Consider the following 12,118-nt stretch of genomic DNA (forward strand, 5'->3'; position numbering starts at 1 on the left):
ATTCGGGGCGCCAGGTGTGAAAACGCGCCGGCCGCTCAGCCCGGAAGCGGAATATGCTCGTCCCGGTCGTCGACCGGCAGATCGAAGCGCCCCTTGCCCCAGTTCTGTGCCCGCCATTCGGCTTTTGCCTCTTCGATGCGCTCCTGCGAGGACGCAACGAAATTCCACCAGATGTAACGGGGACCGGGAAGCGTCGCACCGCCGAGGATCATCAGCCGTGCGCCCCTGTCGCCCCCGGCAACCGTGATCCTGTCGCCGGGGCGGAAGACCATCATCCGGCCCGCTTCGAACTCCTGCCCGGCGATCGAGATCGAGCCTTCGACGATGTAGATGCCCCGGTCCTCGTGATCGTCGGGCATCGGCAACAGGCCTTCCGCATCCAGCTTCACGTCGGCGTAGAAGGTCTGCGAGTACATGGTGGCCGGGGCATTCTGCCCATAGGCGCTGCCGAGAATGAGCCGCACCTGTGCGCCGCGATCCTCGATCACCGGCAGGGCGCTCCTGCCATGGTGCTCGAATGTCGGCGCCATATCCTCCTGACGTTCGGGCAGTGCCAGCCAGGTCTGGATACCGAACAGGCTGTTCGGGCCGCTTCGGGCGGCTGCGGAGGTACGCTCGGAATGGGTCACGCCGCGCCCGGCGACCATCCAGTTCAACTCGCCGGGTTGGATCGTCTGGTCGGCCCCGGTGCTGTCCCGGTGATGAAAGTCGCCGCGAAACAGATAGGTGACGGTGCCAAGCCCGATATGCGGGTGCGGCCGAACATCGACGCCCTGGCCGGTCAGGAATTCGGCCGGCCCGGCCTGGTCGAAGAAGATGAACGGTCCGACCATCTGCCGCTTCGGCGCCGGCAAAGCGCGCCGAACCTCGAAACCGCCGAGATCGCGAGAGCGCGGAACGATGAGGGTTTCGATGGCATCGAGGCCGACGTCATCGGGGCAGCCGGGGTCGATCGCCGGATTCCAGCTCATGCGCATTCTCCTCTTCCGGGCTTTGGACAGGCTTCGCCCTCGCCGATGCGAACGCCTAAGCTGGCGTATTGCCGCCGGCCCGACTAGCCCCGCGCCGCGTCATGCTGTGTTGCCGAAAGTGGAACGTGCGGGCGATGCAGGTTCGGCAAGCGCCGCTCCGGTCATGTCTAGTCGTCGCGACCCCAGATGTCCGAATTTCGTGCGAAATACTCGATCATCATCTCCGTCAGCACTCGCACTTTCCGCGTCGGGTGCTGACCTGGCGGGCGGACGACGAATGTGGCTCCCGCCGGCACCGGATAGCCGGTCATGATGGGCACCAACGCGCCGGAGGCCAGATATTCATAGGTGATGCAATCCGGCAGCCAGGCGATACCGAGATCGGCGGCGGCGGCGGCAGCAAGCGCCGTGGCGCTATCGGCCTTGAACCTTCCCTGCGGCTGGACGGTGACGATCTTGCCGCCATCCAGGAACTGCCAGGTTTCGGTTCCCTGCATGAGCGCTTGATGACTAGCGATTTCGGCCGGTGTTTGCGGAGACCCATGCGCTCTGACATAGGCCGGGCTTGCGACGAGCTTGCCAAGGATCGGCCCGACGCGCCGGGCGATCAGGTTGGAATCCGGAAGGTAGGCGCCCCGGATCGCGCAGTCGAACCCTTCCGAAATGAGGTCGACGAAGCGATCGCTGTAGGAGGTATGAATCTGGAGCTGCGGATGCCGGCGCGCCATCTCCGCAATGACGGGGGCAAAATGCGTCGGACCGAACGTCAGCGGCATCGCAACCCTGAAGACGCCGCGCAGTTCGCCGTTGGGAATGATCGTTTCCCTGGCCCTGTCGATCTCGGCGCTGGCGCGTGCCGCATGCTCCCTGAATGTGATGCCCGCCTCGGTCAGCGCGGCGCCGCGGGTGGTTCGCGCAAGAAGCTGGACGCCAAGCTGCGCTTCGATCCGCAGAAGCCGCCGGCTGACGATCGACTTGGAGAGGCCAAGCCGACGTGCCGCAGCCGTCACGCCCCCTGCATCGGCCACGGCGACGAACGTTCGAAGATGCTCGATATCCATTTCGGCGTCCCTTATTCTGCAACACGGCCTGGCGGACCATTGCACGGCCGCCTCGCTCGAGGGAATGGCAAGTCGTGGCCGGGCCAAAGGGGTCTTGTGCGGGAAACGCCCTACATGGGGATGGTCCACTGCCGGACTTTTCAAAGAGAGGCGTGCTTGATCAAGACGGCATACGTGCTGACGCGAGACCGGCAAAGGGTGGCCCAGATCGCGGCGATCGTCACCCGGTTCGGGTTCGGCCATCTGCTGGCCGGCATTCCCATACCCTCGGATGTCGTACCGCGACAGCCGACGCCGGAACGGGCGCGCGCCGCATTGCAGGAACTGGGTCCGACCTTCGTGAAACTCGGTCAGATCCTGGCCACGCGCGGCGATCTTTTCCCTCCCGAATGGGTGGCTGAATTCGAGAAGCTGCAGGATGACGCCGCTGTCGTCGACGCCGGCATCATGATCCCGCGTTTGAACGAGGCGTTGGGACAGCCGGCAGACGAGGTCTTCGAATCCTTCGACGAAAAGCCGATTGCGGCAGCATCGATCGGACAGGTCTACGCCGCCAGACTGCCTGATGGCCGAAACATCGTCCTGAAACTGCGCCGGCCGGGTATCCGCAAGCAGATGGAAGCGGACCTGCGCATCCTTGCGCATATCGCCGAACTGGCGGAACAGAACCTGCCCGACGTCCGCCGCTATCGGCCGCGCGAGATCGTTCGCCTGCTTTCCAATGCGCTGCTGGAAGAGCTCGATTTCACGGTCGAGGCACGCAACACCGAAACGCTCGCCGATGCGTTCGCACAGGACCCGAACATCGTCGTCCCGGCGATCCACTGGCCCTTCACAAGCGAGAGGCTTCTGGTTCAGGATCGGCTATCCGGTGTACCGGTTTCCGACGCGGCGGCATTGTCCGCATCGGGTCTTGACCGTGCTCTGATCGCGCGCCGGGGCGCGGAAGCCTTTTTGAAGGCCGCATTCGACGAGGGCCTTTTCCACGCGGATCCTCATCCAGGCAATCTCTTCTGCCTTGCCGGAAACCGTGTCGGCTTCATCGATTTCGGGATGATCGGGCGCCTGTCGTCGACACGCCGTTCCGAAGTCGTGCAATTTATCGGCGCCGTCATCGCCGGCGATGGCCGGGGCGTGCGGAACGTCATGATCAAATGGGGCGGAACGCCTGAGGACGGGCTCGATGCACTGACGGCGGACGCCGATGCATTTGCGATGCGCAACAGCACTCACCCCTTCAATTTTGCCAATGCAATGCGCGACTTTACGGAGCTGGGGCGTCGCCACCGCCTGCCCTTGCCACCGGACCTGGCTCTCTTCATCAAGGCGTTGCTGACGGCCGAGGGCAGCTTGCGTCGCCTCGACCCCCAACTCGACGTCATCGCCCTCGCCGGCCCGATCGTTCGGCGTTCCACCCTGGCGGCGAACAACCCCGAAGCGCTCGCACGCGAAGGGCTGAACCTGCTGCTTGAGCTGCGGGACGTGTCGAAGGAGGCCCCGCACGCCTTGCGCAGCCTTTTTTCCAGTCTGTCAGAGGGCCGCTTCAAGATGCATGTTCAGGCGCCGCAGATGGACGAGCTGGGCGCCCATGTCGAAAGGGCTGCGACGAAACTTGCTGTCGCAGTTGTGGCAGGGGCGCTTGCGCTGGGTCTGGCACCGAAGCTGTTCGACATCGGGCCCAGCATCTGGGGCGTTCCTGCCTTTCTGGGGCTCGGCATCATGGCTTTTGTGGCGGCATGCCTATGGATCGTCCTCAGGCGCGGCTGACGCTGCCGCTTCGCTGCACGATCGCCAGCGCGACAAGGGTGGCGCCAAGCGCAGCCCAGGGCGTTACCAGCAACCCCGGCCCGGCGACGAGAATGCCGCCGACAAAGGAGGCCGCCGCGATCCCGAGATTGAATGCCGCGATATTGAAGCCGGAGGCCGTACCCACCGCGTCCGGCGCTTCGGCTTTTGCCGTGGCAACCACACCGGCCTGCACGATGGGGGAGATCGCAAAAGCGAAGACGCCCCAGGCAAACAGGTTGGCAAACATGGCAGCGGCGTGACTTGCGGTGAGCGGCAATGCCGCAAGCGAAAGCGCCAGACCGACAAGCACGACCTGCAGGGCGCGCCGTGTGCCCAATGTGTCGGCCAGCCGGCCGCCGAGGAGATTACCGATCACGGTGGCAACGCCGAAGAGCATCAGCGACAGACTGACCGTCGCCTCGCTGACACCCGTCACCTCCGTCATCAGCGGCGAGAGATAGGTGAAGACGACGAAGGGCCCACCGAAGCCGAACACCGTTACGAGATACATTGCCAGCAGCCGGGGCTTGGTAAGCAGCGTTAGCTGCGACAGGAAGCCGGCGGGTGGTGTGTGCGGAATCGTCTTCGGCAGCAGTGTCACGAGACCGGCGACGCTGATTGCACCCAGCAGCGCCACGGCCAGGAAGGGCGCGCGCCAGCCGAAATGCTGCCCGACGAAAGAGCCGAACGGCACACCCACGACCATGGCGACGGTGAGGCCCGCGAACATCAACGACACCGCTTGCGCCGATTTCGACCTGTCGACCAGCGAGGTCGCAACCGTTGCGCCGATGGAAAAGAAGACGCCATGGGCAATGCCGGTGACGATCCGTCCGGCCAGCAGCACCGCATAGCCCGGCGCGAAAGCGGCGATCAGATTGCCGATGGTGAAGATCACCATCAGGCCGATGGCCAGTTGCCGGCGCGGCAGCCTGCCGGTCAGCGCCGTGACGGTGGGCGCACCCAGCGTGATCGACAGCGCATAAAGGCTGACCAGCAGCCCCGCCGTGGGAATGGAAACGGACAGGTCCCGGGCCATTTCCGGAATCAATCCGACGATGACGAATTCGGTGGTGCCGATGGCGAAGGCCGACACCGCCAATGCGAAGAGAGCAAGCGGCATACCGGTCTCTCCCTGCATCACGCCAGAAGCGACGCGGCTGCCGCCTGGGCGATGGCCTCGTCCGCTTCCACGGTTGCGCCGGCAACGCCGATAGCGCCGATCACCATGCCGGCCTTGTCGCGCAGCACGACGCCGCCGCCGAAACTGATAAGCCCGCCATTGGTGTTCTCGAGGGTGTAGATCGCTCCGCCCGGCTGGGCGGCCTGTCCAAGCTGGAGGCTGTCGGTCTGGAACAGCGCCGCGGTGCGCGCCTTTTTTCGGCTGACGTCGATCGGGCCTAGATTTGCACCGTCCAGCCGCGCGAACGCAACGGGATAGGCGGCCGTGTCGAGCACCCAGATTGCGACGGCAAAGCCGTCTCTTGCGGCTTCTGCCCTGGCGACGGCGATAAGCGATTCTGCGGTGGCGATGTCCATGTCTGCTTCCTCGAACGGAATTTCAGGGAAGCACGAACACTATCCACGGACGGCTGAAACGGAACAAGAGATTTTTGGAAACGCCGGATCTTCAGCAATGCTGAACACGAGCGTCACCGAACCTTTTCGGCCTCCTTCATCATCATCCAGGCGATGTCGGTAAGCTGGCGGCGCGGCAGGCGGGCGGATGGACCGCTGAGACCGATTGCGGCACGCACCTCGCCACCCTCGCGCCAGGGCACGGCAACACAATGCAGACCCGGTTGATAGGTTTCGAGATCGAGCGCGAAGCCGACCCGCTCGACCGTCTCGATCTTCGACAGGATGTCCGGCCCCAGCGCGTCGGCCCGCGTGGCGAGCACGCGCTTGCCGAGACCCGGCATGAAGGCAAGAAAGACCAGGCCGATGGCCGAACCTTCCAGACGTTCGCGTTGGCCGATGCGGCAGGTGGTGCGCAAGGTCTGGCCGGATTCGATCGTGTCGAGATAATAGGTCTCGTCACCGCTCGGCACGGCCAGATAAACCGTCTCGCCCGTCTTCCGCGCGATCGCCTCCAGCGCCGGCAGAAGCCGGATGCGAAGCGCGCTGTCGTCGCCGGCAATGCGGGCGAGGTTCAGGATACGCCCTCCCAGATGGTAGCGCGTGTCGCCGGCACGCCGCCGGACATAGCCCAGCGCGTCTAGCGTCTTCAGGATGTTGTGTGCCGTCGTCTTGCCGAGCCCCGTCCGCTCGGCGATCTGTTTGAGCGACGTCGCTCCGCCCTCGCGGGCGATGATTTCCAGAATGGCGACAGCGCGTTCGATGGACTGGATCGGGCGCGTTCTACCCGGCGAACTCTCTACATCGACATCAACTTCGTGCATGGCAGACGATACCGTATTTCGCGTTGGTTGAAATCGAGATAAGCAGCTTTCTCCGCTCCATGCGCGATGATCGCGATACGCGGCGGCGGCGGGGAAGCGTTCCTCTTTCCGCGACAGAGTTTTCCCCTTGTCATGACTACTCGTAACCGGCCGGCAACGGTACCCCGTCGGTCGAGCGGCGGTCAGCCATGGTTCGATACGTTCCGCTGACGGCTCTGGAGCAAGAGACCGGAGATTCGATTACATGGCTGAAGCGACCTTGGTGCAGACGATCGGACCGGCGATCGTCCTGATGGGGGCGGCCGTGGTTGCCGTGCCGCTGTTTCGGCGCCTGGGGCTTGGCTCCGTTCTCGGCTATTTCACAGCCGGCGTTCTGGTTGGGCCGTCCGTGTTCGGCCTCTTCAGCGATGCCTCGTCCATCCTGCATTTTTCCGAGCTTGGCGTTGTGATGTTCCTGTTCGTCATCGGCCTGGAACTCAGACCTCAGAAGCTATGGGCCATGCGCGGCCAGATCTTCGGGCTTGGCGCGATGCAGGTCGTGTCGGCGACGCTGGCCTTGTCCTTGGCGGGCATGCTGGTCTTCGGGCTGTCGGCCACGGTGGCCTTCGTTGCAGGCGCTGGCTTCGTGCTGTCGTCGACGGCGGTCATCATGTCGGTGCTGCAGGATCGCGGAGAGATTTCCAGCCCGGAGGGACAGAAATCCGTCTCGATCCTTCTGTTCGAAGATTTGATGATCGTTCCGCTGCTGGCGATCATCGCGGTGCTGTCACCCCTGTCGCAAGGACAGTCGGGATGGGCTGACGTTCTTCTGGCGCTCGGCGCACTTCTGGCTCTTCTTGGCGTATCGAAATGGGCGCTCAACCCGTTCTTTGCGCTGCTGGCGCGGGCAAGGACCCGCGAGGTCATGACGGCGGGTGCGCTGCTGGTCGTGCTGGGTGCTTCATTGCTTATGGCCGCCGCCGGGCTGTCCATGGCGATGGGCGCCTTCCTGGCCGGCGTGATGCTGTCGAGCTCCAGTTATCGGCACCAGCTCGAAGGCGATGTCGAGCCGTTCCGAGGGCTGCTGATGGGCCTGTTCTTCATGGCCGTCGGCATGTCTCTCGATCTTGCCGTCGTCGCGGACGAATGGGGACTGCTGCTTGCCATGCTCGCCGTATTCACGGTGGCCAAGGGCATCGCCGTCTACGCCGTCGCCCGCCTGTTCGGCGGCTCGAACCACCAGGCGCTGCACCGTACCTCGATGTTCCTGCAGGGCGGCGAATTCGCGTTCGTCCTCTACGCCGCCGCAACGGCCGGCGGCGTGATCGAAGCGCGCGACAATGCGCTGTTCACCACCGTCGTGATTTTCTCGATGGCGCTGACGCCCATCCTGATGATTGTGGCGGACAGGCTGCTGCGCAGCGAGGCCTCCATGGATGGCGTCGAGGCAGCGCGCGACCTGAGCGGACGGGTGCTGATGATCGGCTTCGGGCGGTTCGGCCAGATCGCCTCGCAACTGCTGCTGTCGAAGGGCGTCAGCCTATCCGTCATCGACATGAACCCCGACCGCATCCGGGAAGCGGCACTGTTCGGCTTCAAGGTGTTTTTCGGCGACGGCACCCGCCTCGACACGCTGCACCATTCCGGCGCCGGTTCGGCCGACGCGTTGCTGATCTGTATCGACGACCGAAAGGCCGCCCTGCAGATCGTGGAACTGGCGCGGCACGCATTTCCCCAGGCGAAAATACTTGTGCGAAGCTACGATCGTGGCCACGCTGTGGAGTTGATCCGCGCCGGTGTCGACTACCAGATCCGCGAGACCGTCGAATCCGCTTACAGGATGGGTGCGGAAGGCCTGCGTGCGCTTGGGCATGCCGAGCTGGACGCCGAAGAAGCGGAAGAGGACGTGCGTCGGCGCGACGAGAAGCGGCTGTCCGAGCAGGTACAGGGCGATGCCATGTCGGGTGCCGACCACCTGCATGTCCGGCCTGTTCCCGAGCCGCTGAGCGGCAAAGCGGCGACAGGGCCAAGGGGTGTGACATGAAAAGCTTCAAGGTTGCGATTGCCGGTTTCGGTGGTGTGGGACGGGCAACGGCGAGCCTGCTTTTGTCCCGGCATGCACGTTACCGCGACGTCTATGGTGTCGACCTGCGGCTGGTGGCCGTCTGCGGATCGCGGTCCGGAGCGGCAGATGCGGACGGGTTGGACGCGGCGCAATTGATTGAGCTGAAGGATGGCCTGTCGGGCCCGGCCTTCATCGATGCGAGCGGCGCCGATATCCTGATCGAGGCGGGACCGAGCGATTTCCGCACCGGCGGCCCGGGACTCCTGTACTTGCGCTCATCGCTGTCGGCCGGCCGCGACACGATCGTGATTTCAAAAGGCGCGCTCGTCCATAGCGGGCGGGAACTGCGGATGATTGCCGAAGGCTCCGGCGCCCTCTTGAAGCTCAGCGGTGCCGCCGCCGCAGCCCTGCCGACGATCGATCTGATCGACCATAGCCTCAAGGGCTGCGAGGTGCTGCAGGTCGAGGGTATCCTCAACGCCACCACCAATTACCTGCTCGATGCGATGACGACGCGCGGGATTGGCTTCGACGAGGCGTTGTTGGAGGCCCAACGCGGCGGTTTCGCCGAGGCCGATCCGCGCAACGACACGGAAGGCTGGGACACGGCCTGCAAGCTGCTGATTCTTGCCAATTTTGGCCTCGGCGCCGATCTGGCGATGGACGATCTGACGGTCGAGGGTATCCAGACCGTCTCGGCCGAACGGATCGCGGCCTGGCGCGAGCAAGGGCTTGTTCCGAAACTTATCGGCAGTCTGACGCGGCAGGACGGCGCCATCCACGCCGCGGTCGGCATCAAAACCTATCCGCTTGCCGATCCCTTCGCCAACATCCGCGGCAAGGACAAGGCGATCCGCATCACGACCGATGCGATGGGCGAGGTCATGGCCATCGCATCCGGCAGGGAGCCGCTGGCCACCGCCGCGGCGGCGCTGAAGGATCTGGAGCATATTCTGGCGATACGGACCGGCCAACGGGCGGCCCCTATCCGGCGCGACCCGTGATGGCGCGACCCGTGATGGCGGGACATATCCGGGTGCAGAGGAGAAGCAGATGAAGGCTGCAGTTTACGACAAGCCAGGGCCTCCGGACGTGCTGAGATATGCCGATGTCCCGGACCCGGTCTGTGGGCCGGAGGATGTGCTGATTGCCGTCGAGGCGATTTCGATCGAGGGCGGCGACCTCATCAACCGGCGCTCTACGCCGCAGCAATCCCCATGGATCGTCGGTTACGCCGCTGCCGGCACCATCGTCGCGATCGGCGAGGCAGTCAGCGACCGGGCTGTCGGTCAGAAGGTGACGGCGTTCAGCATGTCAGGATCGCATGCCGAACTGTGGGCCGTGCCTGCTTCGCGCACATGGCCGATCCCGCAGGATCTCGACGTGATACGCGCCGCGGCACTGCCGATCGCGTTCGGAACGGCCCGGCACTGCATCGTTACCAAAGGCAGGCTGAACAGCGGTGAGACGGTCCTGATCCAGGGTGCAGCCGGCGGTGTCGGTCTGGCGGCGGTTCAAATTGCGCGTCAGGCCGGGGCGAACGTCATCGCGGTTGCCAGCGGCAGCGAGCGGCAGGCCCGTCTGGTTGCCCTTGGCGCAACCCATGTCATCGATCGACTTCGGCACGATGTCGTCGAACAGGTGCGTCGGCTGACCGATGGCCGGGGCGCCGATCTGGTGGTCGATCCCGTCGGATCGACCTTGCAAACATCTCTTGACGCGCTTGCCCCCGAAGGACGGCTCGTTTTCGTCGGAAACGCCGGCGGTGGTGGCCTGGATGTCGATCTTTGGTCGCCCATGCAGAACAACCAGACGCTCCACGGTGTCTTCATGGGGTCTCTCTTCGAACGGCCGGACGTGCATCGGACGGTCGACGAACTTCTGGAGGCTGCGGCGCAAAGGCGACTGGATGTGGTGGTCGATCGTGTCTTCCCCCTGCGGGACGCATCGAAGGCCCATGATCATGCAGAAACGGCAAAGCCCTTCGGCCGGGTCATGATGACGCCCTGACGCCGACGCCGCTGCGTTCGAAACACGCAATCAACATGTCGGTGAGAACGCGCACCTTCCTTGCAGGATGCTGCCCGGGCGGCCGAACGACGTAGATGCCTGCCGGCGGCGGCGGATGACGTGTCATGACGGTCACCAGTGCGCCGGACGCCAGATAGTCCTTGATCAGGTCGTCGGGGAGCGCGGCGATACCCAATCCCGCGACAGCGGCGACAACGAGAGCCGCCCCGTTATCGGCTTTGAAGCGGCCCTGTGGCCGGACGGTGCGCATCGTGTCGCCATCCATCACCTGCCAGGTTTCCATTCCCTGCATCAGCGCCTGATGCGTCACGAGGTCTTCCGGCGTTTCCGGGGCGCCGTGGGCTTCGACATAGGCAGGGCTTGCGACGAACTTCCCGTAGAGCGGCCCGACGCGTTTCGTCATCAGGTTCGAATCCCGCAGCGTGCCGACGCGGATCGCGCAATCGAACCCCTCTGCTATCAGGTCCACAAAGCGGTCGCTGTAGCTGGTTTGAATCTGCAACTGCGGATGGCGCAACGCCATGTCTGCGAACACGGCTGCAAAATGGGTTGGACCGAACGTAAGGGGCGCGGCCACCCTCAGACGCCCGCTCAGGTCTCCAGTTGGCAGAATGGCATCTCTTGCGGCGTCGATTTCTGCACTGGCCCTGGCCGCATGATCCCGAAAGGTGGCGCCTGCCTCCGTCAGGGATGCTCCGCGGGTAGACCGTGCAAGCAGTTGCACGCCAAGCTCCGCCTCCAGCCGCGCAAGCCGCCGGCTGACCATCGATTTGGAAATGCCCAGCCGAAGGGCGGCGGAGGTGATGCCGCCCGCATCGGCGACTTCCACAAAGGTCCGCAGATCGTCGATGTCCATCCTGCGTTCCCGGTTCCGCTACAGTGTTCCGCGCAACCGCTGACTACCGCATCGAAAACGGGAATGACAGGGTTCTCGGGCTGACACCGCTATAGGAAGGACGCTCCGTGCCTCCAGCCGTGCGCGTGTCGATCACCCCGGAACCCTAGGAATTGTATATGACCTTCCGCAACGGCCTCGATTCACTTCTTCGTCCCGAAGATTCGGTCCTCGTCATGATCGACCACCAGCCCTATCAGCTGGCGAACGTTAACAGCCATGATCCTCAAGCCGTGGTGAACAACACGACGGCGCTTGCGAAGGCTGCAAAGGTTTTCAACGTCCCCACGATCCTGACCAGCGTGATTGCCGGCCGCGGAGGCCTGCTCTTCAAGCATCTCACCGAAGTCTTCCCGGGGCAGGAGGTGATCGATCGCACCTTCATCAACACCTGGGAGGATCCGAAGGTGGTGGATGCGGTCAAGGCGACCGGCCGCAAGCAGTTGATCATTGCCGGCCTGTGGACGGAGGTCTGCGTCGCGATGCCGGCAATCCAGGCGGCGGGCGAAGGCTGGGATGTGACCGTGATCACCGACGCATCGGGCGGGACTTCCGTCGAAGCCCATGAGATCGCGATCCAGAGGATGATCGGGGCCGGCGTCAACATGATGACCTGGCTTGCGATCGCTGCCGAATGGCAGCGGGATTGGGCGCGCGCGGAGACGGCGGGCGCGCTGACCGACGTAATCGTCGACCATGCCGGCGGCAGCGGCATTGCCTATCTGTGGGAACAGCAGCTTCTGAACACGCCTGTTCAGGCGGCCAGCAAAGCCGGCCTGTAAACGCTGACCCTGGATGACGAGCGCCTGGCCGGATGCCTGATGAAAAGCGCCCGATAGAGCCTCGTCATCCACCTCTGTTCCCGAATGAGCTACCGCAAGGCGGTCATCGGTGCGGATCAGCGCTGACCCCCATCATAGCTCCGC

At 64.3% G+C, this 12,118-nt stretch carries 11 protein-coding genes; 5 read left to right on the forward strand and 6 right to left on the reverse strand.

The window, feature by feature from the left end:
* Positions 1 to 35 precede the first annotated feature (35 nt).
* Positions 36 to 971 carry a pirin family protein gene (locus AUL31_RS18490; protein WP_060610228.1) on the reverse strand — a complete coding sequence of 312 codons (936 nt, stop codon included), beginning with the start codon at positions 969 to 971 and terminating at the stop codon, positions 36 to 38.
* A 167-nt stretch (positions 972 to 1,138) separates the two neighbouring features.
* Positions 1,139 to 2,032 (reverse strand): LysR family transcriptional regulator, encoded by an 894-nt coding sequence (locus tag AUL31_RS18495; RefSeq protein ID WP_060610065.1) that lies wholly within the window; start codon positions 2,030 to 2,032, stop codon positions 1,139 to 1,141.
* Between the two features lie 156 nt (positions 2,033 to 2,188).
* Here AUL31_RS18495 and AUL31_RS18500 point away from each other — a divergent pair, with 156 nt between their 5' ends.
* On the forward strand, positions 2,189 to 3,799 hold the full coding sequence (locus AUL31_RS18500; protein ID WP_060610068.1) for an ABC1 kinase family protein: 1,611 nt from the start codon (positions 2,189 to 2,191) through the stop codon (positions 3,797 to 3,799).
* Here the strand turns inward: AUL31_RS18500 and AUL31_RS18505 are convergent.
* The 3 genes from AUL31_RS18505 to AUL31_RS18515 all read right to left on the reverse strand — a co-directional run bounded on the left by AUL31_RS18505 (position 3,786) and on the right by AUL31_RS18515 (position 6,222).
* Positions 3,786 to 4,943, reverse strand: coding sequence for an MFS transporter (locus tag AUL31_RS18505; protein WP_060610072.1), 1,158 nt, complete (start codon positions 4,941 to 4,943; stop codon positions 3,786 to 3,788). The two genes, AUL31_RS18500 and AUL31_RS18505, sit on opposite strands and share 14 nt — an antisense overlap.
* Positions 4,944 to 4,960: 17 nt before the next feature.
* Entirely contained in the window at positions 4,961 to 5,359 is a 399-nt protein-coding gene (locus AUL31_RS18510; protein WP_060610075.1) for a GlcG/HbpS family heme-binding protein, read from the reverse strand.
* Between the two features lie 113 nt (positions 5,360 to 5,472).
* Positions 5,473 to 6,222, reverse strand: coding sequence for an IclR family transcriptional regulator (locus tag AUL31_RS18515; RefSeq protein ID WP_060610078.1), 750 nt, complete (start codon positions 6,220 to 6,222; stop codon positions 5,473 to 5,475).
* A 244-nt stretch (positions 6,223 to 6,466) separates the two neighbouring features.
* Here AUL31_RS18515 and AUL31_RS18520 point away from each other — a divergent pair, with 244 nt between their 5' ends.
* Genes AUL31_RS18520 through AUL31_RS18530 form a run of 3 tightly spaced genes read left to right on the forward strand, consistent with a single transcriptional unit; the run spans position 6,467 to position 10,276 of the window.
* Positions 6,467 to 8,245: a monovalent cation:proton antiporter-2 (CPA2) family protein gene (locus tag AUL31_RS18520; RefSeq protein ID WP_060610081.1), complete on the forward strand. Its 1,779-nt coding sequence runs from the start codon at positions 6,467 to 6,469 to the stop codon at positions 8,243 to 8,245.
* On the forward strand, positions 8,242 to 9,270 hold the full coding sequence (locus tag AUL31_RS18525; RefSeq protein ID WP_060610084.1) for a homoserine dehydrogenase: 1,029 nt from the start codon (positions 8,242 to 8,244) through the stop codon (positions 9,268 to 9,270). The genes AUL31_RS18520 and AUL31_RS18525 overlap by 4 nt, the downstream gene beginning before the upstream one ends.
* Before the next feature lie 49 nt (positions 9,271 to 9,319).
* On the forward strand, positions 9,320 to 10,276 hold the full coding sequence (locus AUL31_RS18530) for a quinone oxidoreductase family protein (protein WP_060610087.1): 957 nt from the start codon (positions 9,320 to 9,322) through the stop codon (positions 10,274 to 10,276).
* Here AUL31_RS18530 and AUL31_RS18535 read toward each other — a convergent pair.
* Positions 10,260 to 11,153: a LysR family transcriptional regulator gene (locus AUL31_RS18535; RefSeq protein WP_060610090.1), complete on the reverse strand. Its 894-nt coding sequence runs from the start codon at positions 11,151 to 11,153 to the stop codon at positions 10,260 to 10,262. The genes AUL31_RS18530 and AUL31_RS18535 overlap by 17 nt on opposite strands.
* Before the next feature lie 158 nt (positions 11,154 to 11,311).
* On the opposite strand from AUL31_RS18535, the gene AUL31_RS18540 reads away from it, so the two are divergent.
* A complete protein-coding gene (locus tag AUL31_RS18540; protein ID WP_060610093.1) occupies positions 11,312 to 11,974 on the forward strand; it encodes a hydrolase in 663 nt (220 codons plus the stop codon).
* Positions 11,975 to 12,118 lie beyond the last annotated feature (144 nt).

This window comes from Aureimonas altamirensis, assembly GCF_001463885.1.
Taxonomy (GTDB): domain Bacteria; phylum Pseudomonadota; class Alphaproteobacteria; order Rhizobiales; family Rhizobiaceae; genus Aureimonas; species Aureimonas altamirensis.